Source organism: Caulobacter hibisci (assembly GCF_016135805.1).
In the GTDB taxonomy this organism is placed as follows: Bacteria; Pseudomonadota; Alphaproteobacteria; order Caulobacterales; family Caulobacteraceae; genus Caulobacter; species Caulobacter hibisci.
Genome location: NZ_JADWOX010000016.1, coordinates 96,032 through 119,022, shown reverse-complemented (window position 1 = coordinate 119,022; position 22,991 = coordinate 96,032). Strand labels below are relative to the sequence as shown.

The following is a 22,991-nucleotide window of genomic DNA, read 5'->3' as shown; positions in this document are numbered from 1 at the left end:
CTCAGCCGCCGTCGGGCCGGTACAGCATCGCCACGTCGCAGCGCGCGTAGCGGGCGCCGTGCTCGGACATGATCCCGGCGTCGTGCATGAAGCCCAGCTTCTCGTAGAGGTGCACGGCGGCGGCCGACTTCCTGTTGCTGAGCAGGAACAGCGGATCGGCCCCCAGGTCCTGGGCGTGGGCGATGACGGCGTGCAGCAGCGCCTCGCCGACCTTGGCCCCGCGCGCCGACTTCAGCACGCCCATCTTGGTCAGCTCGAAGGCCCGCTCGCCGGTCTTCTTCAGCGCGCAGGTCCCGACCGGGCCGACGCCCTCGACGACGGCGAACAGGATGGCGCCGCCGTCGTCGAGAATGGCCTCGCGGGGGTGGTCCAGCACCTTCAGGTCGATCGGCTCGACCGCATACATGTCGTTCAGCCATTCGAGATTGATGCTCTTGAAGGCCGGGGCCAGCTCGTCGGTGAAGGTCCGGATCGTCAGGCCGGCCTCGACGTGACGCCCGGCGCGGACGTCCAGCGGCTCGCGCGCCAGCAGGGCCTCCAGCGCGTCCAGCTGGGCCAGGAACGACGGGTCCAGGGCGCCCAGCACCTCCTCGACGGCCGCCTCGGTGCGGTTCCAGACCAGCATCTTGGCGCGGTCCAGCGTCTCGCGGCCGGTCTCGGTCAGACGGATCGTCTTGTGGCGCTGGTCGCGATGCTCGCGATTGGTCTCGACCAGGCCCAGCTCGGTCAAGCGCGCGATCGCCCGGGTGACGGTGGGCTGGGCCACCTGCATGGCCTCGGCCAGGTCGCCGATCGTCTGCGGGCCGTCGCGATCCAGCGTGCCCAGCACCGGCATGTGGCTGGGTTGCAGCGGCAGCTGCGCCTGCTCGACCAGCCGCGTCACCTGCGACTGCATCCGCTCGGCCAGCCGCTTGAACCGGCTGCCCAGGAACAGGGCCGAGCGCTCGGCGACGATGTCGGTCATGGCGGAGGTTCCGTATAAATAGCGTGCTATATGTATAGCTATGGGATGGTTCGGCTTCTCGCAAGAGCCCGGTGTGAACGAAGATCAAACCTCCAGGGGATCTTTGGGGCGGCGGCCGGGCCTGTTCAGCCGCGGATAGAGCCAAGCCTGCACATTGGCGTCCAGGAGGCCGGCTATCAGGATGGATTCCCAGTTGTTCCGGCTCTCGTACTTGTCGTCCCGGTCCTGAAGTTCTTCGCGAAGCATCTGATCCAGCGCCTCCCAGGTGCGTGGGATTTCGCGGAACCGGGTCACGGTGACGCTGGGCTGAGAGATCAACTTGCCCCAGAACTTGCGCAGATACCGCACGAGGTCGGTGCGCATGATGAGGTTGTCGTAGTGGAACTTGATCGCGGGATAGTCGGGCGAGCCCGGGTCCTGGAGGATCCGTACAGAGATGCGAGGCGCCGGGCCGGGATCCTCGAACTGCGCAGCCAGGATCCTTTCGCGTAGAATATCGTCGAAATAGGGATGCAGGATGCGCTCGCCTGGCCCGGAGCCCCTGACGTCGTCGCCGCGCCTGCTGTTGCAGCCGCAGGCGGGTACGAGGTTCAGGCCCAGCACGGCGAAGGCCTTGTATCTGGCCTTCGGCAGGATGTGGTCCAGGGTGCCGCCGAAGAACGCGCCGCACATTGGGCAGGTGTCGACGCGGCTCTCGTCGCGCATCCTCGTGATGTAGCTCAGGTCGTTGGGCGGCTGCTTGTAGTGGCCGATGAGGAGCTTCCCGAGCTTGCCCGGGATGGCGACCCTGGCGATCGCCGTGGCGTCGCCCTTTGCGGCGGCATATCGCGTGTAGCCGGCGTCGATGGGCGTGAGGTATCCGGCCAATTTCGGATAGCTGCCCACGCCGTTGTTCTCGGACAGGGCCTTCAGGGCGGCGTGGTCGTCGAGGAAGGCGGGCGGATCGAGCCTGTTCATGCTGGGCGGCTCGGGTCCAGGCGTGCTTCGATCTGCGCGCGGATCTCGGCCAGGGCCTCGACCGAGAGCTCGCTCCTGTAGCGCTCGAACGCCTCCTCCCAGGAATTGGCCGCTTGGGAGATGCGTCTTTCGACCTCGGCGGCGAGTCGCGAAGGCTGGGTCTCGCCGAACACGAAGAAGGAGATCACGCCCACGTCGGCGCCGAACGTCTTCAGGATAGGCGTCTCTACGCTGATCTCGCGGTCGGCGTTGGAGCGCAGCACCTGCACCTGGTCCTCGAAAGCCTCGCGCACGAAATAGACGGAATGGGTGGCGATGATCGCCAGCGAGCCCGTCTGTTCCAGCAGGCTGTCGAGCAGGGCGACGAACTGGCTGATGAAGTTGGGATGCAGATGGGTTTCCGGCTCGTCGAGCAGCATTAGCGTGCCGTTCTCTATATGGAGGCTGGCCAGGGCCGCGAAGCGCACGAAGGCCAACTCGCCGCTGCTGAGGGGGTAGGGCTTTCCGTCGATTACTCTAACGGGTTCTCTGCTGGTGATGATCGAGGCGAACCGCGTGAGCTGGGCCTGCTCGCCGCCCCTGATGAGGCCATCGACCGGCACAAATCTGGCCCCGTTACGCGCCGGAAGCGCGATCTCTTCTGCGCCCTCGATGGCGCGCAGGGCCGATAGGAAGATCTGGAACCGGGAGCGGCCGGCGATCCGCTCCTCGCTCCGGGCCAATTGCACGATCAGGTCCGAGGTCGGCTGGCCTCGGCGGCCCGGGTTGGACTGCAGCGAAAAGCGCTTGTACCAGATCCGGGGCTCAAGGCGGCGGTCCGAGGGAAAGACCGAAGCCGAAACCTGCGTGGTCGAAAAGGCCAGCAACCGATTAAAGGCGGGGCGTTCGCCGTCTTCTCCGGTCAGGTCGTGGCTGCCGGTCAAGGCCGCCTTAGCGATCCGGCCCAGAGCTTGGCTCTTGCCCACGCCATTCTTGCCGATCACGACCGCGAAGCGCTTGGGAAGCACGTCCTCGCTGGAGGCGAACTGGAAGCTAAGCCTGTGGGCGTTTGGGCGTCCGGCGAGCTGGAACTCGATGGCCAGGGCCTGGGAGATTCGGTTCACCTCCTCGAAGATCAGGCCTCGAAGGATCGGACCGGCGTTCTTCCAGGCGAAATAGGCCTGGCTGGTGCGCAGGAAGCCTTCCTGAAACAGCGTGCTGCCAAGCGCCTGCTGGTGCCAATAAGGCGGCTGCGTGGCCTCGTCGGCCAGGACGAGATCATGAATGCTGGCGAGGACCTCGCGGGCTTCCTGAGGGCCGAGTTGCTGAACGATCCATCTGTAGGCGGACAGGTCGGTGAGCATGGTGAAGAAGGGCGGCAGGTCCTCGGCGTGTAAAGGGTCGGCGTGGAATTGGTCGAGAAGCGTGGTGTCTTGTTCTACGCCTTTTTCATTGATGAAAGCCACGAAGCCTTTGAGGACGATGGGGACATCATCGAAGGGCGGGACGCGGGGATGGATCCTGGCCTTAATGCTGATCAGGCGTCCAAAGTCGTTCCAGTGGCCGGTCGTGATAACGATCGTTCCCGCCTGCACGGCGTCCAGTTCTCCCCCTTTCGAAAACACCACCCGATAGGCTTCGGGTTTTACCTCAGGCATGGCGCTGCTCCGCTTTTCGGCAGCTCAACGAATTCATCCTGAGCGCGAATCTGAAAGCGCCACCTTAGGTAGCCGCTCGCGCGGTCACAAGGATCGACGCTCGCTCCTCCTCGCAAACAAAAAGGGCGGCCCGCGAGGGCCGCCCTTTCCGTGTTTCCCCAACGCTCGGAGCCCGTCGCCGGGCTCCGGTCGCTTCGATCAGAACTTCGCCCGCAGCGTCACGCCGTAGGTGCGCGGCGCGCCGAGGAAGGCGTCGTAGGTGTTGGTGTCCAGCGCCGGGTTGTAGACGGCGTTGGTGGCCGAAAGGCCCGACGAGCCCTGCAGCGGACCGTTGAACACGACCTGGTAGTATTCCTCGTCGAGCAGGTTCTGGGCCCACAGCTCGGCGGTCCACTTGTCGTCGGCGTCGCCCAGGGCGACGCGGGCGTTGACCAGGGCGAAGCCGTCCTGGTGCTTCAGCGGGAACAGGTCCGACCCGGTGTTGTAGGACGACATGTACTTGGCGCCGATGTTGTACTTGGCCTTCAGCGCCGCGCCGACCGGGTGCTCGTAGCTGACCGAGGCCGAGGCCGAGGTCTTCGGAGCGAACGACACCTGGCTGCCGGGCAGCAGCGACAGGGCGTTGGTCGGGTCGTTGGCCACCTTCTGGTCGCCGTACTCGGTCTTGGCGTAGGTCAGGCCGCTCTGCACGGTCAGGCCGCGCAGCGGGGTGAACCAGATGAAGTCGACGTCGACGCCCTTGGAGGTGACTTCCTCGACCGAGCGCACCGCGAACGAGGTGCCCAGGAAGGTGTTGAGCTGGAAGTTCTCGTACTTCTGGTAGAAGCCGGTGACGTTGAACAGCACCGTGCGGTCGAACAGGGTGTTCTTCAGGCCCAGCTCGTAGCTATCGACATATTCGGCCGGGAACGAGGTGTCGGCGATCGGGATCACGCCGACGCCGCCGCTGGGCAGGCCGTTGGACGACTGGGTGCGGTCGAGGTTGAAGCCGCCGCCCTTGTAGCCGCGGGCGTAGGAGCCGTAGGCGAAGACCTGCGGGTTCAGGCGGTAGGACGCCTTCACCGTGCCGGTCCACTCGCGCTCGCTGCTGTCCTGCTGGGTGCCGCGGTTGTTGAACAGCGGGTTGGCCCAGGGCAGGCACATGTTGCCGACGACGGTCGAGATCAGGCCGGTGCCGGTGGAGGTGGCGAACAGGGCGGCCGGAACGCCGCGGCCCACCAGGGTGGCGGCCACCCGCTGCTGGCCGGCGGTGGTCAGCAGCACGCCGCAGGCGTTGGAGGCGCCCGTCTGGTAGGTGTCGAGCGACTTGTCCTCGGCCGTGTAGCGCAGGCCCACGGTGATGTCGAAGGCGTCGGTGACCTTGAAGCTGTTGTTGGTGAACAGCGCGATGGTCTTGGAGCGCTGGTTGTAGGTGTCGTGCAGGCCGGTGCCGGCCGTGAACGAGCTGCCGTAGGGCAGGGCGGTGATCTGCGAGGCGAAGGTCGCGCCGTTGGCCTGGTTCACCGTGATGCCGGCCGGGGCCAGGGCGCCGGCGACGCCCGACAGCACGATCGTCGACATGTAGGCTTCGTAGTCGGCGCCGAAGCGGAAGTTGGCTTCGTTGTCGAGGCGCTCGTCGGCCAGGAAGGCGCCGACCAGCCAGTTCAGGCGCTCGGTGCTGCCCGCCAGGCGCAGTTCCTGGGTGTAGGTGGTGAACTCGGCGTAGTTGGTGCCGTCCTTGGCGCGATAGGTGATGTCGGCGGCCGTGAAGTCGCTGTCCTGGCCGGTGTCGGTGCGCCAATTACGAATGGCGCTGATCGAGGTCAGGGTGCCGATCGGCAGGTCGATGTCGGCCTGCAGCGAGATGCCCTTGTCCTCGATTTCCTGCGGCGAGCCGCGGTTGGAATAGGCGACGCGGGCGAACGGGTCGGCCGGGCTGGTGACGCCCTTGCCGCCGGTGGTCAGGGCGTTGACGACGGCCGAGGTCGGGCCGGTGCGGATCTGCACGGCGCCGCAGCAGTTCTCGTCGCGCTTGGTGTAGTCGGCGATGATTTTGAAGGTGGCGTTGTCGTCCGGCACGAACAGCAGCTGGCCGCGCACGGTGTAGAAGTTCTGGTCGGCGTCTTCCTTCTCGCTGCTCGGGCCCTCGCCCGTGACCACCGAGTTGTAGCCGTTGCGCTGGCGGGTGGCGGCGTAGAGGCGGCCGGCCCACTTGTCGCTGCCGAACAGCGGCCCGGTGACCGAGCCGGCCAGGCCCTTGGCGTCGTAGTTGCCGACCGTGGCCTCGACATTGGCGCCGAAGCCGAACTCCGGCTCCTTGGTCATGACGTTGATGACGCCGGCCGAGGTGTTCTTGCCGAACAGGGTGCCCTGCGGGCCCTTCAGCACCTCGATGCGCTCCATCTCGCCCAGGTCGCCGAACGACACGCCGTTGCGGGGGCGGTAGACGCCGTCGATCACCACGCCGACCGAGCTTTCCAGGCCGGGGTTGTCGCCGACGGTGCCGACGCCGCGGATGCGGGCGGTGGTCGAGGCTTCCGACGTGGTCGAGGTCACGGTCAGGCCCGGGGTCAGGATCGTCAGGTCCTTGATGTCCTTGACGCCGGTGTCCTGCAGCAGCTTGGCGCCGATCGCGGTGACCACGACAGGGGTGTCCTGCAGGTTCTGTTCGCGCTTCTGGGCGGTGACGATGATGCTGTCGACGGTGAGGGTTTCCGGCTCCTGGGCGGCCGCGGCGGCCGTGTCCTGAGCATGGGCGACGCCGATCGCGGCGACGCCCGCGAGCACGACGGCGGAGGCCGTGCCGCGAAGCACCTGGGTAAAGCGCATTTCCTACCTCGGTTCGTTATGACGAGGACGCTTGCACCGCCCCCGCCGGTTTTTTGATTGGCCTTCACCCGAACGATCGTTCGAATGGACGGCCAATGGTTATGGGCGGTCCGGACTCTCGGCAAGCGAAAACCTTACGGGAAAACGCTTCGAGGGTTGCTGTTGCGAAACTGCGACAGCGTTATGCGAGCATCCGGGGTTTCTTAAAACGCTCCGGGCGGGGCCGGCTTCTTGCGCCGGGCGGCCCGCGGGGGCATCTGGCGCTGATGCCGGTCTCCGAACGCTACCGCCCCGATCCCCGATTCGCCGGCCTGGGCGGCGAGTTCGCCGATCCCGTCGCCCCGGCCGACTTCCCCAAGACGATCCTGCGCTTCCGCAACGATCGCGCCGCCGCGACCGTCGGCCTCGAGGGCCTGACCGACGCCGAGTGGATCGCCCATTTCGCCAGGTTCCAGCCCCTGCCGGGCAACCAGTCCCAGCCCCTGGCCATGCGCTATCACGGCCACCAGTTCCGCTCGTACAATCCCGAGCTCGGCGACGGCCGCGGCTTCCTGTTTTCGCAACAGCGGGAGGCCCAGACCGATCGCCTGCTGGATCTGGCCACCAAGGGCTCGGGCCAGACGCCCTGGTCGCGCCACGGCGACGGCCGGCTGACCCTGAAGGGCGGCATGCGCGAGATCCTCGCCGCCGGCCTGCTCGAAGCCCTGGGCGTGCCCACCTCGCGCGCCTTCTCCCTGGTCGAGACCGGCGAGGCCCTGACCCGCGGCGACGAGCCCAGCCCCACCCGCTCGGCGGTGCTGACCCGGCTTTCGCACAGCCACATCCGGTTTGGCACCTTCCAGCGCCTGGCCTATTTCGACCGCGCCGACCTGATCACCCAGCTGGTCGACCACGTGGTCGAGACCTATTTCCCGCACCTGGCGGACGCCCCCGACCGGCCGACGGCGATGTTCGCCGAGGTCGTCTCGCGCACCGCCCGCCTTGTCGCTCGCTGGATGGCCGCCGGCTTCGTGCATGGGGTGCTCAACACCGACAACATGGTCGTCACCGGCGAAAGCTTCGACTACGGCCCCTGGCGCTTCCTGCCCAGGAACGACCCCAACTTCACGGCCGCCTATTTCGACCATTCGGGCCTCTACAGCTTCGGCCGCCAGCCGGAGGCGGGGTTCTGGAACCTGCAGCAGCTGGCCGCCTGCCTGGTGCTGGTCTCGCCCGACCAGTCGGGGCTGATCGCCGCCCTCAACGGCTTCTCCGACGCCTACCGCGCCGCCTTGAGCGAAGCGATGATCGCCCGCCTGGCCGTGACCAGCCAAGGCGGCGAGGCCGACATCGAACTGGTCAACGCCGCCTTCAAGGCCCTGGCGGAAGGGACCAAGCTGGACGGCGGCGAGGCCCTGCGCTGGGAGCCGTTCTTCTTCGACTGGTTCGGCGGCGAGGCTTCGGAAGCGCGGGCGCTGGAAGGGCCGCGCGGCAAGCTCTACCAGGACCCGGTGTTCGCCGCGTTCCGCGCCCGCCTGGCCGGCTTCGCGCCGGATCGTCCGGAACGGCTGGAAAATCCCGTGTTCGGACAATGCGAGCCCGAGGAGCTGCTGATCGACGAGGTGGAGGCCCTGTGGACGCCGATTTCCGAGGCCGACGACTGGGCGCCGCTGAACGCCAAGCTCGCCCGTATCGAAAGCGCGCGGATCGCCTACAACCTTTACGGCTGACACAAGTTTGAGGCATTTATACCGCATGCTGAGGTTTCCGGTCGGCAGGCCGGAACAAACGTCACGCTAGCGGTTTAAGCGACCTGCACGACGGACTATCAACCGCCCGTGGCCGGCCCTCCTGACGGGGGACGGGGCGGAATCAAGGTGGAGACCAACGCATGCGCATCTTCCAACCGATCCTGCTGGTGGGCGCCGTCGCCCTGTCGTTCATCGGCGCCCTGGGCCTGCCCGGCTGCGCCCGCGCCATCGGCGAGTGCCTGGCCGACAAGACCTCGGTCGCCTAGTAGCTCTGACGCTCCCCCTGAAGGGGGAGCTGTCGGCGAAGCCGACTGAGGGGGAAGTCGCCGTTGAGTCGGCGGCGGCTTGGGCGTTAGCAGATACTTCCCCCACCGGCCCTCCGGGCCACCTCCCCCTTCAGGGGGAGGGTTTCCAGGCTCGGCCTCCGCGCCCTGTGGCTTAACCACCACACCCGCCGCAACTTCCACTTGCGCCGCTCGCCCGCCCCTGGCGCGGCTTCGCATAACCCTGTAATCGCCCGCCTCCCGAAGAGGACCTCGAAGACCATGGCGCGCAAAGCCCCAACCTTCATGACCGTCAGCTACCAACTCGACCTGCAGGTCGAGCGTAATGGCGCGCGCATGTCGGAGGGGAAGACGGCCTAGGTCCAAGCGGACTTCGGAAGTACGACAAAAACCCCTCCTGGCCTTGGCCGGAGGGGTTTTTCGTTTTGCGCGGAAATTCCTCCGACCATGACGCCGGGAGGGGCGGATTGGAAAGGAGAAGCCCATGAGCGGCTTCATGCATATCGAAAGCGAAGGCGCGCCGATCAAGGCGTGGACCCAGGGCGTGCCGATCGAGGAATCGGCCCTCAAGCAGCTGCGCAACGTCGCCAGCCTGCCGTTCATCCACAAGCACGTGGCGGTGATGCCCGACGTGCACTGGGGGATGGGCGCCACCGTCGGCTCGGTGATCCCGACCTGGAAGGCGATCATCCCGGCCGCCGTCGGCGTCGACATCGGCTGCGGCATGATGGCGGTGCGCACCTCGATCCGCGCCGAGCACCTGCCCGACAACCTGTTCGGCATCCGCTCGGCCATCGAGGCCGCCGTGCCGCACGGCCGCACCGACAACGGCGGGCGCAACGACAAGGGCGCCTGGCAGGTCGAGCCGCCGGCGGTCGCCGCCGACAAGTGGGCGGGGCTGAAGGAGGGCTACGACGACATCGTCGCCCGCAACCCGAAGGCCGCCCACCCGCGCGGCTACGGACACCTCGGCACGCTGGGCACCGGCAACCACTTCGTCGAGCTGTGCCTCGACGAGGCCGGCGACGTCTGGGTGATGCTGCACTCGGGCTCGCGGGGCGTGGGCAACCGCTTCGGCACGTTCTTCATCGAGCGGGCCAAGCACGAGATGCGCCGCTGGTTCATCAACCTGCCGGATGAAGACCTCGCCTACTTCGCCGAGGGCTCGGACGGCTTCGTCGACTACGTGCGGGCCGTGGCCTGGGCCCAGAAGTACGCCCGGGCCAATCGCGAGGTGATGATGGACCAGGTCCTGGGCGTGCTCCGCGAGCATTTCCCGGACCTGGTGGTGACGCAGGAGGCGGTGAACTGCCACCACAACTACGTCTCCAAGGAGCAGCACTTCGGCAAGGACGTCTACCTCACCCGCAAGGGCGCGGTGTCGGCCAAGGCCGGGGAGCTGGGCATCATCCCCGGCTCGATGGGCGCCAAGTCGTTCATCGTGCGCGGCAAGGGCAACCCGGACTCGTTCTGCACCTGCTCCCACGGGGCCGGGCGGGCGATGAGCCGCAACGAAGCCAAGCGCCGGTTCACGGTGGCCGACCACATGGCCGCCACCGCCGGCGTCGAGTGCCGCAAGGACGCCGGCGTGATCGACGAAACGCCGATGGCCTACAAGGACATCGACGCCGTCATGGCCGCCCAGAGCGACCTCGTGGACATCGTCCACACCCTGCGCCAGGTGGTGTGCGTGAAGGGCTAGCGGAGCGCCGTCCGGTCGAGAGACCGGGCGGCGTTTTGCGTGGCGGGGACGCCGAAGATGGCGCCGTTCAGCGCGCCGGCGCGAAGTCCGGGGCGCCGGTCGCGCGCAGGACGAACGCCATGATATCGGTGTAGAGGGCGTCGTACTGCGTCTTGGTCGATCCCATGCCGTGGCCGGCGTCGAATTCGACCCGCAGGCGGATCGGCGAGCCGTCCTTGGCCTGGGCCGCCTGCAGGCGCGCGGCCATCTTGCCGCCTTCCCAGGCCGGCACGCGATGATCGTTCATGCCGGCGGTGACCAGGGTGGCCGGATAGGCCGTCCCGTCCTTCACGTGGTGATAGGCGCTCATCTCCAGCAGGGCCTTGAAGCCGGCCTCGGTCTTGACCGTGCCGAATTCGGCGACATTGGCCGGGCCGCCCTCGCTGGTCTCGAACCGCAGGGTGTCGGACAGGCCGACATTGATGATCGCCGCGCCTAGCAGGTCGGGGCGCTCGGTGATGGTGCGGCCGATCATGATGCCGCCCGCGCTGGTGCCCCAGCCCGCGGCCTTGGCGGGCGAGGTGTAGCCGGACTTCTGCAGCAGGGTCACGCCAGCAATGAAGTCGCGCCAGGTATTGGGTTTGGTCGCGTCCTTGCCGGCCAGGTGCCAGGTCTCGCCGAACTCCCCGCCGCCGCGCACATGGACAACGGCATAGACCCCGCCCCGGTCGTACCAGGCCAGCAGGCGCGGCGAGAAGCCCGCGTCGATCGACACGCCATAGGCGCCGTAGGCCTCGACGATAGCCGGCGCCGAGCCGTCGCGCTTCAGGCCCTTTCGGTAGATCACCGAGACCGGAACCTGGGTTCCGTCGGCGGCGGTCGCGGTCAGCTCCTCGCTGACATAGGCCGACAGGTCGCGGGCGAACGGCTTGGCCAGGGACAGCGGCGCGGCGCCTTTTCCGGGCCGCTCCCGATAGAGCTGGGTCGGACGCGTCCAGGAATCCAGGGCGTAGACCACGCCGTCCTGGCTCGGATCGCTGGCGGCTTCGGGGATGGTGCCGGTCATGGGCGTGGCGACGGCGGTGGCCTTGCCGCTCGCCGGATCGAAGCGCGACAGGGCGTAGGCCCCGCCGATCGACGAAACCAGATAGACGCCGTCCTTGGCCTTCAGCGCCCCCACCAGGACGCCCTTGCCCTCGGGCGCGGCGACGATCGGCGGCTGCTCCGGATGGGCCAGGTCATAGCGCAGCAGCCGCCAGTTCAAGGCGTCCTTGAACGACAGCAGATAGGCCGCGTCGCCGATCACCACCGGATCGGAGGCGATGACGCTGCCCAGTCCGACCTTGTCCTCCAGAGACACGAACTTGCGCCACGGGACCTTGCCCCGCGACAGCGTCTCGGTAGGGGCGACCCACCATTCGCTTTCCGGAGACACCCCGGAATTGACCAGGGCGAAGCTCCATTTTGAGCCCGCCGGAACGATCACGTGGGTGAAGCCGTCACGCCCCAGGGCGCTGCCCGCCTCATTGACCACGAACACCCGCGCGTCCTTTTCGGGATCGGCGCCCAGCACGTGGCGGTACACCACCTCGTCCTTGAACCGGTCGCTCTGGGCCATGCCGGAGGTGAAAGGGTTGAGGCGATTGTAGTAGAAGGCGTCGCCCTTGGGGTCCCAGCTGGCCGCGGCGAAGCGCGTGCGGTCGATCGCTTCGGACAGGGGCTTGCCCGAGACCACGTCCAGTACGTGCAGCGTCGACTCCTCCGAGCCGCCCCGCGAGATGGCGAAGACCAGCTTGGTCCCGTCCGGCGAGACGGCGTATTCGTCGATCGCGCCGTCGGGTCCGCCCAGCGGCGCGACCAGCGGATCGACCAGCAGGCGCTCGGTCCCGCCCGCCAGGGGCGCGACGAACAGCTTGAACTGAGCGGTCCCTTGCGGGCGCTTCTTGTAGAAGATCCATGAGCCGACGATCTGCGGGGCGATCGGGACCTCGGCGGCGGCGCTCAAGGCGGCTACCTCGGCGGCCAGCTTGGCGTAGCCGGGGGCGGCGCGGAGGTCGCCGCGCGTGACGTCGTCCTGGCCGCGCATCCAGGCGTCGAAATCGGCCCCGCGCGCCTCCATCCAACGATAGGGGTCGGTAATGGACTGGCCGAAATAGACGTCGACCACGGGCTCGATCCGCGCCACGGGCGGTGCGGCCTCCGGACCCGCCAGGGCGGCGTTAGGAAGCACCAGGACCAGCATCGCCAGCCCGAGGGCCTTGAGGACGGACCAGGAGCCCGCGTCCGCTTTCGTTTCGTTCGACATCACAGCCTGCCCCTCGGCCCAACCCGCTGGGGCAGGCTAACGCGAGCCAGGCGTGTTAGCTATAACAACGATATGCGAAGGCCTGCTCCTGGGCTTTGGCCGCCGGTGTCCGGGCGCCGAGTGACCAAAGGTTCGGCGCAAACTGACGCCGCCTCCCTCACCCCTCCCAATCAATGACCGCCCCAGCCCGCGCCAGGCTCCCCAGCAGCCGCTGCAAGTTCCCCTGGTTGGCCCGGGCCAGCTCCACCAGCCGGGGCTTCATCGCGTCCGGCACGGCCACGACCACCCCGTCGGTTTCGCGGCGGCAGAAGCCCAAACCCTCAAGCGCCACCACATGGCGGCGGACCGTCTCTCTTGGGAGCTTCAGCGAGGCCGCCAGGGCGGTGGCGCGGACGGGGCGGCCGAGTTGGGTTCCGCTCTGGGCGACCAGGGTCTCGGTCGGCAGGGGGCGGGCGCCGACCAGGGCCAGTTCCAGGAGGACGCGGCTGCTGATGATGTTGCCGGTCAGGCCGATCAGGTCGGCGCAGGCCCGCAGCACATATTCCGACAGCGCCCAGTTGGCGGCCTTGATCATCGGCTGGGCGGGGGCGCCGTCGCTCGCGGCCGGGGGCGGGGCGACGCCGAGGGCCTTGAGGGTCTTGTAGAACCGGCCGGCGCGCTCGTAGCGGCCGCGCTGGGCGGCGACGTCGGCGGCCGAGGTGGTCAGGCTGTTGGGCACCACCATGCCCTGCGGGCCGATCACGCACAGCCCGGCCTGGGCCAGCTTCAGGGCGCGCCGCCGCACGGTCTCGAACGGCAGGTTCAGCGACTGGGCCACGGCGTTGACGCTGACGGGCCGGCGCAGGTCGTCGGGGGCCGAGACCTGGGCGCCGCCATAGGCCTGCTGCAGCTCGGGCGCGCGCTTGACCGGGGCCATGTTGGCGTCGAGGGCGGCGGTGATGATCAGGGCGTCGAGCAACTCGCCCGGGCCGCGGGTGATCTCGATGGTGTCGCGCACATAGTCGAGCGAGGCGCGGGCGATGGCCCAGAACTGGAGCTGCGCCTGAAGCGGCGAGGGGGCGTCGCCGGGGGGCGGGGCGGCTGGGTAAGCGGACATCTTCGGGGGCGCCAAACGGGGAAGCCCCGAGTGATACCCATTTTGGGTCGCCGTCGCTTACAGATTTTACGGCTATTGCTACATCTCGCGCCCCGGTCGGCGGTGTCTCCACACGCCCCGACCCCGGGAAAGCCCAAGATGTGCGTGGGGGCGTGCGTCCGGGGAAGGGGAGGCCCGACGGCCCGCCGCCGTCAGGTCTCCCCCTTGCTCCTAAGGCCCTGCCTCAGGCCTCCCCCTTGCTCCCGCCCGACCTCTGGAACAGCTGAAGCGTGCGCAGCATCGCCAGCCGGGCGCTGTCGGGGTGGTGGCCGCTGGGGGCGACGAAGGCGTGGCCGGCCTCGTACTGGAAGATCGGCAGCTCCGGATGGGCGGCGGCGATGGCCTCGACGTCGGCCAGGGGGATCATCGGGTCGGTCTTGCCGAAGTGCAGGATGGTCGGGACCTTGGGCGTCTCGCCCCGATAGGAAACGATGTCGCCGCCGTAGAAGGCCGAGACCGCCGTCACGCCGGTGGCGCGCGTGGCCGAAAGCCAAGCCGTCGTGCCGCCAAAGCAGAAGCCGACCACGAACACCGGTCCGCCCAGGGCGTCGATGGCGGCCTGCACGCGCGGCACGCTGGCCGCGCCCCAGCCGGCCTGCTCGCCCAGGGCCATGCGGTCGTCGAGGATGGCCGGCTCGGTGTTGAGCTCCGGCCAGGCGGCGTCGGCGGCGTCGAGCAGGTCGGGGGCGATCACCTCGTAGCCGTGCTCGGCCAGGCTCTCGCTGAACTCGCGGATGTGCGGGGTGACGCCCCAGATGGCGTGCAGCACCACCAGCCCGCCGCGCCGCGCCTCGCCCGGCGCCACGTGGAAGGCCGAGAACGGGCCGCCGTCGCGGTCGGCCAGGGCGATGCGGGTTCCGCTCATGCCCCGGCGCCGTTGGCTTCGAACAGGGCCACGGTCCGCTCGCGGGCCAGCTCGGCGTCGGCCAGGTCGCTGTCGGGCCGGCCGTCGTTGTTGAAGCCGTGGCCGCTGTTTGCATAGACATAGACCGGCACGTCGGGATGGGCGGCCTCGACGGCGGCCTTCACCGTGTCGGCCGGGATGTGGCCGTCCTTGGCCCCCAGGTGGACGATCACTGGGCACGACAGCGGCAGGGCGGCGTTGGCCCCCACCTGGCTGCCATAATAGCTGGAGCCGGCCGCCAGGCCCGTCAGCTTGGCGGCCGCCTGCCAGACCAGCGAGCCGCCCAGGCAGTAGCCCACGGCGAACACCGGACCCGCGCCCGTCAGGGCGTCGATGCAGGCCTGGATGTCCGACAGCATGGCCGGGATTCCCACCTTGCCGACATTGGCCACGCCGGTCTGGAAGCCTTCGGGATCGTGCTCGGCCACGTAACCAGGGGTGACGCGGTCGAACAGCGACGGGGCGATCGCCTCGTAGCCGCGCGCGGCCCAGCGCTCGAGGTCGGCCTGGATGTAGCTGTCGATGCCGAAGATCTCCTGGATCACCACCACCCCGCCCTTGCGCGGCCCCTGGGGCTGCACGCGCCGGGCCGAGAAGGCGAAGCCGTCGACGGCGGAGGTCAGGGTGAGGGTGTCGGACATGCGGGTCTCCCGGCGCGGTTGGCGGGCGCATCCAGACCCGCGCCGCCGTTTCGGTCAAGGCCGGCGGCGGCGCTGCTCAGTCCTCGAACGTGATCGCCGGCACGTGCGGGGCCAGGGCGCGGACCAGATCGGGCAGGTCCTCGCCCCAGGTGTTCTGTTGACGGATCGGGATCGCGGCGCGGCCAGGAAGCCCAGCCAGCAGCGACGGCCGCACGACCAGCGGCAGGCGCGGGATCTCGATCGTCTCGCTCACGACGTCCGGTCCTGCACGTGCGGCGCGCGCCGTTGGATGGCGGCGATCAGCACGTGTGGCTGCAGTTCGAGGGGGTCGAGGGGGATGTCGAGACGGCGGCCGTTCATCTGGTCCGACGCCACCCGCTGCAGCACGGGCAGGGGCTGCAGGGTCAGCCTCAGGACCTGGCCGTCCTCGCGCGAGGCGTGAATCTCGACCGCCACGATCTCATCCCAGGGCAGGAAGACAAGCGGATCCTGGCCGTGCGCGCGCCAATGGATCCCCTCGGGGCCGACGACCAGGCGCGGGCGCTTGTCGCGCAGGACCAGGGCCAGGCTCAGCGCCAGGGTGACCGCCCCCAGGGTGGGGGTCATCCAGCCGTCCGGTTCGTGGGTGACGAACAGTTCGTAGAGGTCCCAGCCGATGAAGCCGAGCAGGACCGCCCCGCTCCGGAAGGCCATCCGGCGCCAGTGCGGCCGGACCAGCAAGGGCGCTGCATTCATGGGGTGATCCTCACGCTCGCCCCGTCGCGCGTCAGCCGCCAGACCTCCTCGATCTCGACGTCGCTCACGGCCACGCAGCCGTCGGTCCAGTCCTGGCCTTTGTACAGCGAAGCCACGCCGCCCTGGCCGTTGGGCAGGCCGTGGATCATGATGTCGCCGCCGGGATCGATCCCCGCCGCCTTGGCCGCCGCGACCTGGGCCGGAGTCGGATAGCCGATGCGCAGGGCCAGGTGATAGCGGCTCCTGGGATTGCGGCCGGTGATGCGGTAGTCGCCCTCGGGCGTACGTCGGTCGCCCTGCCGGGCCTTGGGCTCGAGGCCGCCGCCGCCCAGCGAGACCTCGTAGGTCCGCACCAGGCGCTCGCCCGCATAGAGGCTCATGCGGTGGGCGGCCTTCTCGATGACGATCCGGTCGACCGAACCCTCGACGGCGGGCGGCTGGGCGGTGGCGGCGTGGCAGCCGGCCAGGCCCAAGCTCGCCGGACCCAGACCCGCCAAGGCGGCCGTTATGATCCGCCGGCTCAACGCAGGCTGCCCCGGTCCGCGGTGAAGAAGACCAGGCCGTCGGTCTCGACAGGCTCGATCATCGCCGCCATCAGGGTGTCGCCGATCCGCTGGTAGCGGATGTGGCCGCCGCCCAGCAGCATCTCGTGGTCGAAGTCGGCGGCCGACGGGTCCACCCAGTCGCGCAGCACTTGCGGGCCGCTGGTTCCGTCGTCGAGCAGGGCCTCGAACCGCGCGCCGCGCGGGCCTTCCGGCTTCCAGCGCACGGTCAGCGTCATGGCGAAGGGATAGGACTGGTTCGTCGGCCGGGCGTCGGCCGGCGACACCGGCGGCGAATAGGCGAACTGGATCGTCGCCGGTGCATAGGGGCTGGCGCCGTCGCCCGACATCATCACCATGTTCATCGACGCGATCAGCCCCGGCGGCGTCCTGCGGCCGGTATGGTCGACGAAGCACAGGGCGCGGTCGGGCGTGGTGGCGGACTTGCCCGCGGCGATCGGTCCGCACCACAGGAAGAGCGGGGCGCCGGGGAAGTTGGGGTGGTTGAAATCGGCCACGGCGTAGACCGGCGTTCCGGCCGGCAGGAAGCGGCGCCCGCCGCCGCCCCAGGTCTTGCCGTTGAGGTCGCTGGTCAGCACGCCGCCATAACCCTGTCGCACCTGGATGCGGAACACCTCGCCGCCGGGGGCCGTGGCGCCCTTGGTCACCTGCAGGGTCGGGCCTTCGGCGCTCAGTCCCGACCAGTGCCGCGACAGCCGGGAGGCGTTCGCGCGGGTGATGGTGGTCTCCTGGGCGCCGCAGACCCCGATCACCGAAAGGGGGTGGCGCTTGGGCGTCCAGCGCTGGCAGTCGGGAGGGGCCAGCGTCGCCGCGGCCGACTTGCCGGTGACGCCGGGCAGGACGGGCATGGCAGGGCGCTGCTGCCCCCAGCCTGGCGTCAACTCGCCCGCCCCGGGCTGCAACAGCAGCGACAGGGCCAACAAAGCTTCCAGCATCGAAACAGCCCCCCGGCCACGCCCCGGAAAAGCCGAGGATACTCACGCGAGGAGTGTGGCGATGTTGCGTTTCTCGGTCAACGCGACCGAGATGCAAATCGGGCCCGGAGCGGCTTGGCTCCGGGCCCGTTCGGATCAGACGTTGAAGCGGAAGTGCATCACGTCGCCGTCCTTGACGACGTAGTCCTTGCCTTCGGCCCGCATCTTGCCGGCTTCCTTGGCGCCGTTTTCGCCGCCCAGCTTGACGAAGTCCTCGTAGGCGATGGTCTCGGCGCGGATGTAGCCCTTCTCGAAGTCGGTGTGGATGACGCCGGCCGCCTGCGGGCCGGTGTCGCCGACATGGATGGTCCAGGCGCGGGCTTCCTTGGGGCCGACCGTGAAATAGGTCTGCAGGTCCAGCAGCTTGTAGGCTTCGCGGATCAGGCGGTTGAGGCCCGGCTCTTCGAGGCCCAGGGTCTCCAGGAATTCGGCGCGCTCCTCGGCGTCGAGCAGGGCGATCTCGCTCTCGATCTGGGCCGAGATCACCACCGACTTGGCGTTGTCCTTGGCGGCGCGTTCGGTCACCAGGTCGCTGTACTTGTTGCCCTTGTCGGCGCTGCCTTCGTCGACGTTGCAGACATAGAGCGCCGGCAGCGAGGTCAGCAGCTGCAGCATGTGCCAGGCTTTTTCGTCGTCGGCGTCGATCTTGGCGGCGCGGGCCGGGCGGCCTTCGCGCAGCAGGGCCAGGGCGATGTTGGCCAGGCGCAGGGTGTTGGCGCTTTCCTTGTCGGCGCCCACCTTGGCGCGCTTCTCCAGGGCCGGAACGCGCTTTTCCAGGCTTTCCAGGTCGGCCAGCATCAGCTCCATCTCGATGATCTCGAGATCGCTCAGCGGGTCGATGCGGCCTTCCACGTGGACGATGTCGCCGTCCTCGAAGCAGCGGGCCACGAAGGCCACGGCGTCGCAGTCGCGGATGTTGGCCAGGAACTGGTTGCCCAGGCCCTCGCCCTTGGACGCGCCGCGCACCAGGCCGGCGATGTCGACGAAGGTGATCCGGGCCGGGATGATCTCCTTGGAGCCGGCGATCTTGGCCAGGGCGTCCAGGCGAGGTTCCGGCACGGCGACTTCGCCGGTGTTGGGCTCGATGGTGCAGAACGGATAGTTGGCGGCCTGGGCCGACGCCGTCTGGGTCAGGGCGTTGAACAGGGTGGACTTGCCGACGTTGGGCAGGCCGACGATGGCGACTTTCAGGGCCATGGAACTCTCGTGAATTTCGTTGGCCGGGCGCTTAGCACGGATCGCGGGGGAAGTCCGCCCTCACCATGCCGGCCATCACCACATCGGATCCGTCTCCGCCCCGGCAAGGGCCTCGGCGATGCGCTGGCGGGTGGCGGGGGTGACGTCTTCGGGCAGGGCGTCGGGGGCGAACCAGGCCAGTTCGTGGATCTCGCCCTGGGCCGAGGACGCGCAGGGCTCCCAGGCATGGACGCGATAGACCAGCACATGGTCGCCCGGATGGCGCGGCTCGTTGCTGTGCACCGAAAGCAAGGTCGGTCGACCCAGCACGCGGACGCCGGCCTCCTCCTGCATCTCGCGCGCCAGGGCGGTCTCCGCCGTCTCGCGCTTTTCCACCCCGCCGCCGGGCAGGTACCAGCCGGGCACATAGGTGTGCTGCAGCAGCAGCACCCGGCCCTCGCCGTCGGTCACCACGCCGCGCACGCCCAGAGTCAGGCCCCGGTTCAGCCTGAACCAGGCATAGACGAGCGGACGGGTGAAGGGTTCGACCTTGCGGCGCCAGAGCATGGCGTCAGCCTAGAGCGTTTCGCCGCCCGGCGGCAGGCCTTGCTCCGGCGAACATTGGCCGCTAAAGCCGCTGGACAGGAAACAACGACAACAACCGGAGACGCCCCATGCTCGCGATCCTGATCATCGCCATCTTCCTGGGCGTCATCGTCGGCCTCAACGCCTTCGAATTCGGCCGCATCGACTAGGTTCGGCCCGGGGCGCAAGCCTCCAAGGTTTCCCGTCATTCCCGCCCTTGTGGCGGGAACCCCTGTGTCCGTTCGCAGGTGAAGCGCCAGCGGCGTGCCGAGCACGCCGCCTCATCCGCCCCTGCGGCTGATGGAGGGTTTCCCCGCCACAAGGGCGGGTGTTGACCGAGACCGGCGCTTGCTCATGGCGGCCATCTGAGCGTCTCGATGGGGCTTCAGGGCCAACTTCGCCTTGCGACCCATAGCAGAACATCGGTCGGTAAAGCTAAACTCGTGAGTATGGGGATTCGTCATTTCGCGTTCGCTGCAGCGGCCATGGCCGCCGCGCTTACCTCGTCGCCAGCTTCCGCGAAGGACGCTACCGGCTTCCCGAGCCGAGCCGACGCCATTCTGCGCACGCACCTCGCAGCCGACGACTTCAGTGGCGTTGTTCTCATCGCCTCGCACGGCCGCCCGCTGCTGCGGCGAGCCTATGGTCTTGCGAACCGGGAGCTAAACGCCCCGATCACGCCCGAGACTGTTTTTCGTGTCGGCTCCACGAGCAAGCCATTCACCGCGGTCGCAATCCTGCAGCTCGTTGAGAGCGGGAAGATCCGCCTCGACGATCCGATCGGCAGCTACCTCGATGCCGTTCCCGCTGCCTGGTCGGCAGTAACGGTGCGCCAGCTCCTCAACCACACCTCCGGAATTCACGACTATGTTCAGGTCAACGGCTTCATCCGCGGTCCGGCGCGCCTTGACCTGACCCCGCCGCAGCTCGCCGATCTCGTTCGAGATATGCCGCTGGATTTCCCGCCAGGAACCCGGTTCAACTACAGCAACACGGGTTACGCCCTGCTCGGCATGATCATCGAGCGTGTGAGCAAAGAATCCTATCCGGACTACGTTCGCGACCATCTCCTGCGCCCTCTCGGCCTCACCCACACCGCTTACGACGACAGCCAGGACATCGTGCCGGGTCGGGCGTCCGGCTACTGGTTCGTCGATGGCCAGCCGAGGAACGCGCGGGTCATGACGCCGGCGACCGCCTACGCGGCAGGCGGCCTGCACTCCACGGTCGACGACCTCTTCCGCTGGAGCCAGGCCCTCTACGGCAACAAGATCCTCAAGCCCTCCTCGCTGGCGCAGATGTTTGCCGACGAAGACCATCGCGGCTATGGCCTCGGCTCCTTCGTGGAAACGCGTCATGGACACAGGCTGTGGGATCACGGCGGAAACTTGCCAGGTTGGGCCGCGGCCTTCGAATACTATCCAGACGACGACTTTCTTGTGATCGTCCTCACCAACATCGAGGGCGGCGGCGCCGAACACATCGCCGCGGAACTGGCCGGTTCCTACTTCGGCTGGGCGCCCGATCCGACGCCGCGCGCGCCCGCTGCGCACTGAAGGCCCGCCTGGCCGAGCCTATTAAAGTCTGATCCGGCGTTCGGTCACAGCTACCGTTTTCCACCCTTTGCAGACACTGTTGGCGTCCGCTCACTGGGGCTGTGCCGATAGCGGTGAAGGTCCCTGGCTCTGGAGCGGGAATGGCGGGTAAAGGGGATAAGGCGAGCTCACGCCTCCCCCAGTCGCGCCATCAGGCGGCGGCCGCCGGCGCGCATCAGCCAGCGGGTCTCGGCATTGGCCGGGATGCGGGGGTCGTCCCACAGGACCATCTGCAGCCACGCCTCGACCCGCAGCCGGCGGGTGAGGCCGCGCGCCGTCTCGAAGGCGTCGCCCAGCTCGCGCACCGCGCGGGCCTCGACCGCCTGGGCCACGGCCTCGCCGTCGGCCAGCATCGGGTCGGCCCCCTCCTTTTCGGCATGCGCCAACACCCAGTCGCGCACGTCCTCGCGGGCCTCGGCCGGCGGGGCCAGGTCGCGGGCGAAGAACAGCGGCCAGTGGGCGAGGGGGCGGCGGCCGGCCTCCAGATCCTGCGCCGCCAACTCCAGGGCGCGGCTCAGCAACTGGTCGCGGGCCAGGGGCGAGCTGGCCAGTTCCTCGGCGTGCAGCGACAGCCGCGTGGCGGCCTCGCGCGGGGCGGTGTGGGTCCAGGCGTCCTCGACGACGCCGGCCGCGGCGATCAGGGCGCTGGCGGCGGCGGTGGTCAGGCCCTGGCCGGGGCTGGGGCACGGTCCTGGGTCTTCGTTGTCGGGCGGCAAGGGGGCGGGCGAGATGGGGGCGTGCATGACGGGCTCTCACGGCCGCGCGCCCGCCGGTCGGCCATGCGTCGTCGCACGGCGCAGCCAGGATCGGCTCGCGGTCCAGTAATCGGAGGAAGGGCGCAAGATCGCGAAGCCTCGGACCTGCTGGTCGCGAAGTCTTGCGCAACGACGTTGTCGCGTTGATTTTCGTCCCGAGCCCGACGCGTCGGCGTCGAAGGGGCTCGGGACTAGGCTCCTGCGATGAGGTGGCCCGCTCGATGCTGGTCGCGATTGAACAATTCGATCCGATACATGGCAGGCGGCATCATAAGCTTGGCGGCGCTGCTGTCAAATCCATCAACAGTCGCCGCATTTTCGAGCGCCGTTCGGCGACGGGCGTTGCGGGCGGGGGCGGCTGGGCTAAACCTGGGCGGTCGTCGGTGCTCGTCCCCCTCGCTCGGAGAGTTGCATGATGTTCCTCCGCCTGCCCGTGCTTGCGTTCGCCCTCGCCGCCGCGCTGCTGGCCGGTCCGGCGCTCGCCCAGGCGCCGGATCCGCCGACGCCGGATCCCCAGGCCCCGCCGCCGACCGAAGCCGCCTACGCCACGGCCCGGGCGATGATCGCCGAGCGCCAGAAGATCGTCACGCCGAACGGGATCCAGGTCGCCGAGCCGGTGACGCTGAACGGCCTGCCGCAGTGGATCAGCATCCGCGGCGCCGACCGGGCCAATCCGGTGATCATCTATGTCCACGGCGGCCCCGGCGCGACCGAGATGGGCCGCAGCTGGCCCTACCAGCCGGGCTGGGAGGACTGGTTCACCGTCGTCCAGTGGGACCAGCCGGGCGCCGGCAAGACCCTGCGCTCTGGCGGCGAGGCGGCCAATCGCGAGCACCTGTCGCGCGCCCGGATGACCCAGGACCTGCTGGCGCTGATCGACGCGGTGCGCGGCCGCGTCGGCGCGCGCAAGGTGATCCTGCTCGGCCATTCGTGGGGCAATGTGATCGCCCTGGACGCGGCCATGGCCCGGCCCGACCTGGTGGCGGCCTATGTCGGGGTCGGGCCGCTGTTTTCCCTGCGCGCCAACGAGGCGGCGCAGTACCAGGCCCTGCTGAGGATCGCCGCCGAGCGCCGGGACGAGACCGCCCTGGCCGAGCTGAAGGCCCTCGCCCCCTATCCCGGCGACGGCGACATCCCGTTCGCCAAGGTCAATGTCGTGCGCAAGTGGGTGATGGCCTATGGCGGCCTGGCCGCCTATCGCGACAACGCCGACTTCTATTTCCGCGCCGCGAGGCTCTCGCCGCTCTACGACTACGCCGACCGCCTGGCCATCGACCAGGGCGGCCAGCTGTCGGTGCCGGCCCTGCTGCCCGACATGGCGACGGTGGACCACACGAAGATCGCCGCGACGAAATTCCCGGTCTTCATGTTCCTGGGCCGCCACGACATCACCACGCCCTCGTCGGTCGTCGAGCCCTGGCTGGCCCGCCTGAAGGCGCCGAAGAAGGAACTGGTCTGGTTCGAGCACTCCGCCCACCTGCCGCCGCACGAGGAGCCCGGCAAGTTCCTGGTCGCCCTGGTCGAGAAGGTGCGGCCCCTGGCGGTGGAGAAGCGGTAGACGT

Annotated in this window: 20 protein-coding genes; 5 read left to right on the top strand and 15 right to left on the bottom strand. The window is 68.7% G+C overall.

What is annotated here, in order from left to right:
• Position 1: 1 nt before the first annotated feature.
• The 4 genes from I4Q42_RS19805 to I4Q42_RS19790 all read right to left on the bottom strand — a co-directional run bounded on the left by I4Q42_RS19805 (position 2) and on the right by I4Q42_RS19790 (position 6,366).
• On the bottom strand, positions 2-964 hold the full coding sequence (locus tag I4Q42_RS19805) for a bifunctional helix-turn-helix transcriptional regulator/GNAT family N-acetyltransferase (protein WP_198577815.1): 963 nt from the start codon (positions 962-964) through the stop codon (positions 2-4).
• A gap of 84 nt (positions 965-1,048) precedes the next feature.
• On the bottom strand, positions 1,049-1,921 hold the full coding sequence (locus tag I4Q42_RS19800) for an HNH endonuclease signature motif containing protein (protein ID WP_198577814.1): 873 nt from the start codon (positions 1,919-1,921) through the stop codon (positions 1,049-1,051).
• On the bottom strand, positions 1,918-3,558 hold the full coding sequence (locus I4Q42_RS19795; RefSeq protein ID WP_198577813.1) for an AAA family ATPase: 1,641 nt from the start codon (positions 3,556-3,558) through the stop codon (positions 1,918-1,920). Before I4Q42_RS19795 ends, I4Q42_RS19800 begins: the two co-directional genes overlap by 4 nt.
• A 198-nt stretch (positions 3,559-3,756) precedes the next feature.
• Positions 3,757-6,366 carry a TonB-dependent receptor gene (locus tag I4Q42_RS19790; protein WP_198577812.1) on the bottom strand — a complete coding sequence of 870 codons (2,610 nt, stop codon included), beginning with the start codon at positions 6,364-6,366 and terminating at the stop codon, positions 3,757-3,759.
• A 266-nt stretch (positions 6,367-6,632) separates the two neighbouring features.
• Between I4Q42_RS19790 and I4Q42_RS19785 the strand changes: the two genes are divergently transcribed.
• The 3 genes from I4Q42_RS19785 (at position 6,633) to I4Q42_RS19775 (ending at position 10,082) form a co-directional block, all read left to right on the top strand.
• Entirely contained in the window at positions 6,633-8,075 is a 1,443-nt protein-coding gene (locus I4Q42_RS19785) for a protein adenylyltransferase SelO family protein (RefSeq protein WP_198577811.1), read from the top strand.
• A gap of 161 nt (positions 8,076-8,236) precedes the next feature.
• Positions 8,237-8,362 carry a hypothetical protein gene (locus I4Q42_RS19780; protein WP_198577810.1) on the top strand — a complete coding sequence of 42 codons (126 nt, stop codon included), beginning with the start codon at positions 8,237-8,239 and terminating at the stop codon, positions 8,360-8,362.
• A gap of 502 nt (positions 8,363-8,864) precedes the next feature.
• Entirely contained in the window at positions 8,865-10,082 is a 1,218-nt protein-coding gene (locus I4Q42_RS19775; protein WP_198577809.1) for an RtcB family protein, read from the top strand.
• Positions 10,083-10,149: 67 nt separating this feature from the next.
• On the opposite strand, the gene I4Q42_RS19770 is transcribed toward I4Q42_RS19775, so the two are convergent.
• The 10 genes from I4Q42_RS19770 to I4Q42_RS19725 all read right to left on the bottom strand — a co-directional run bounded on the left by I4Q42_RS19770 (position 10,150) and on the right by I4Q42_RS19725 (position 19,061).
• Entirely contained in the window at positions 10,150-12,366 is a 2,217-nt protein-coding gene (locus I4Q42_RS19770) for a prolyl oligopeptidase family serine peptidase (protein WP_198577808.1), read from the bottom strand.
• Positions 12,367-12,523: 157 nt separating this feature from the next.
• A complete protein-coding gene (locus I4Q42_RS19765) occupies positions 12,524-13,462 on the bottom strand; it encodes a hypothetical protein (protein ID WP_198577807.1) in 939 nt (312 codons plus the stop codon).
• 223 nt (positions 13,463-13,685) lie between these two features.
• Complete coding sequence (locus tag I4Q42_RS19760; RefSeq protein WP_198577806.1) at positions 13,686-14,366, bottom strand: dienelactone hydrolase family protein; 681 nt, start codon at positions 14,364-14,366, stop codon at positions 13,686-13,688.
• Positions 14,363-15,046: a dienelactone hydrolase family protein gene (locus I4Q42_RS19755; protein ID WP_198577805.1), complete on the bottom strand. Its 684-nt coding sequence runs from the start codon at positions 15,044-15,046 to the stop codon at positions 14,363-14,365. The genes I4Q42_RS19760 and I4Q42_RS19755 overlap by 4 nt, the downstream gene beginning before the upstream one ends.
• 76 nt (positions 15,047-15,122) lie before the next feature.
• Entirely contained in the window at positions 15,123-15,299 is a 177-nt protein-coding gene (locus I4Q42_RS19750; protein ID WP_198577804.1) for a hypothetical protein, read from the bottom strand.
• Positions 15,296-15,781, bottom strand: coding sequence for a hypothetical protein (locus I4Q42_RS19745; protein ID WP_198577803.1), 486 nt, complete (start codon positions 15,779-15,781; stop codon positions 15,296-15,298). The genes I4Q42_RS19750 and I4Q42_RS19745 overlap by 4 nt, the downstream gene beginning before the upstream one ends.
• Positions 15,778-16,305 (bottom strand): L,D-transpeptidase family protein, encoded by a 528-nt coding sequence (locus I4Q42_RS19740; protein WP_232793299.1) that lies wholly within the window; start codon positions 16,303-16,305, stop codon positions 15,778-15,780. The genes I4Q42_RS19745 and I4Q42_RS19740 overlap by 4 nt, the downstream gene beginning before the upstream one ends.
• A complete protein-coding gene (locus I4Q42_RS19735; protein ID WP_198577802.1) occupies positions 16,302-17,279 on the bottom strand; it encodes a hypothetical protein in 978 nt (325 codons plus the stop codon). Before I4Q42_RS19735 ends, I4Q42_RS19740 begins: the two co-directional genes overlap by 4 nt.
• A gap of 135 nt (positions 17,280-17,414) precedes the next feature.
• Positions 17,415-18,515 (bottom strand): redox-regulated ATPase YchF, encoded by a 1,101-nt coding sequence (ychF, locus tag I4Q42_RS19730; RefSeq protein ID WP_198577801.1) that lies wholly within the window; start codon positions 18,513-18,515, stop codon positions 17,415-17,417.
• Positions 18,516-18,590: 75 nt separating this feature from the next.
• Complete coding sequence (locus I4Q42_RS19725) at positions 18,591-19,061, bottom strand: NUDIX domain-containing protein (protein WP_198577800.1); 471 nt, start codon at positions 19,059-19,061, stop codon at positions 18,591-18,593.
• 503 nt (positions 19,062-19,564) lie between these two features.
• Here I4Q42_RS19725 and I4Q42_RS19720 point away from each other — a divergent pair.
• On the top strand, positions 19,565-20,635 hold the full coding sequence (locus tag I4Q42_RS19720; RefSeq protein ID WP_198577799.1) for a serine hydrolase domain-containing protein: 1,071 nt from the start codon (positions 19,565-19,567) through the stop codon (positions 20,633-20,635).
• A 167-nt stretch (positions 20,636-20,802) separates the two neighbouring features.
• Here I4Q42_RS19720 and I4Q42_RS19715 read toward each other — a convergent pair whose 3' ends face one another.
• Positions 20,803-21,417 (bottom strand): hypothetical protein, encoded by a 615-nt coding sequence (locus tag I4Q42_RS19715; protein WP_198577798.1) that lies wholly within the window; start codon positions 21,415-21,417, stop codon positions 20,803-20,805.
• A gap of 424 nt (positions 21,418-21,841) precedes the next feature.
• Between I4Q42_RS19715 and I4Q42_RS19710 the strand changes: the two genes are divergently transcribed.
• Positions 21,842-22,987, top strand: coding sequence for an alpha/beta fold hydrolase (locus I4Q42_RS19710; RefSeq protein WP_198577797.1), 1,146 nt, complete (start codon positions 21,842-21,844; stop codon positions 22,985-22,987).
• Positions 22,988-22,991 lie beyond the last annotated feature (4 nt).

Coding starts and splice junctions, on each gene's coding strand:
- I4Q42_RS19805 (WP_198577815.1), bottom strand. CDS start 964: ATGACCGACATCGTCGCCGAGCGCTCGGCCCTGTTCCTGGGCAGCCGG.
- I4Q42_RS19800 (WP_198577814.1), bottom strand. CDS start 1,921: ATGAACAGGCTCGATCCGCCCGCCTTCCTCGACGACCACGCCGCCCTG.
- I4Q42_RS19795 (WP_198577813.1), bottom strand. CDS start 3,558: ATGCCTGAGGTAAAACCCGAAGCCTATCGGGTGGTGTTTTCGAAAGGG.
- I4Q42_RS19790 (WP_198577812.1), bottom strand. CDS start 6,366: ATGCGCTTTACCCAGGTGCTTCGCGGCACGGCCTCCGCCGTCGTGCTC.
- I4Q42_RS19785 (WP_198577811.1), top strand. CDS start 6,633: ATGCCGGTCTCCGAACGCTACCGCCCCGATCCCCGATTCGCCGGCCTG.
- I4Q42_RS19780 (WP_198577810.1), top strand. CDS start 8,237: ATGCGCATCTTCCAACCGATCCTGCTGGTGGGCGCCGTCGCCCTGTCG.
- I4Q42_RS19775 (WP_198577809.1), top strand. CDS start 8,865: ATGAGCGGCTTCATGCATATCGAAAGCGAAGGCGCGCCGATCAAGGCG.
- I4Q42_RS19770 (WP_198577808.1), bottom strand. CDS start 12,366: ATGTCGAACGAAACGAAAGCGGACGCGGGCTCCTGGTCCGTCCTCAAG.
- I4Q42_RS19765 (WP_198577807.1), bottom strand. CDS start 13,462: ATGTCCGCTTACCCAGCCGCCCCGCCCCCCGGCGACGCCCCCTCGCCG.
- I4Q42_RS19760 (WP_198577806.1), bottom strand. CDS start 14,366: ATGAGCGGAACCCGCATCGCCCTGGCCGACCGCGACGGCGGCCCGTTC.
- I4Q42_RS19755 (WP_198577805.1), bottom strand. CDS start 15,046: ATGTCCGACACCCTCACCCTGACCTCCGCCGTCGACGGCTTCGCCTTC.
- I4Q42_RS19745 (WP_198577803.1), bottom strand. CDS start 15,781: ATGAATGCAGCGCCCTTGCTGGTCCGGCCGCACTGGCGCCGGATGGCC.
- I4Q42_RS19735 (WP_198577802.1), bottom strand. CDS start 17,279: ATGCTGGAAGCTTTGTTGGCCCTGTCGCTGCTGTTGCAGCCCGGGGCG.
- ychF (WP_198577801.1), bottom strand. CDS start 18,515: ATGGCCCTGAAAGTCGCCATCGTCGGCCTGCCCAACGTCGGCAAGTCC.
- I4Q42_RS19725 (WP_198577800.1), bottom strand. CDS start 19,061: ATGCTCTGGCGCCGCAAGGTCGAACCCTTCACCCGTCCGCTCGTCTAT.
- I4Q42_RS19720 (WP_198577799.1), top strand. CDS start 19,565: ATGGCCGCCGCGCTTACCTCGTCGCCAGCTTCCGCGAAGGACGCTACC.
- I4Q42_RS19715 (WP_198577798.1), bottom strand. CDS start 21,417: ATGCACGCCCCCATCTCGCCCGCCCCCTTGCCGCCCGACAACGAAGAC.
- I4Q42_RS19710 (WP_198577797.1), top strand. CDS start 21,842: ATGATGTTCCTCCGCCTGCCCGTGCTTGCGTTCGCCCTCGCCGCCGCG.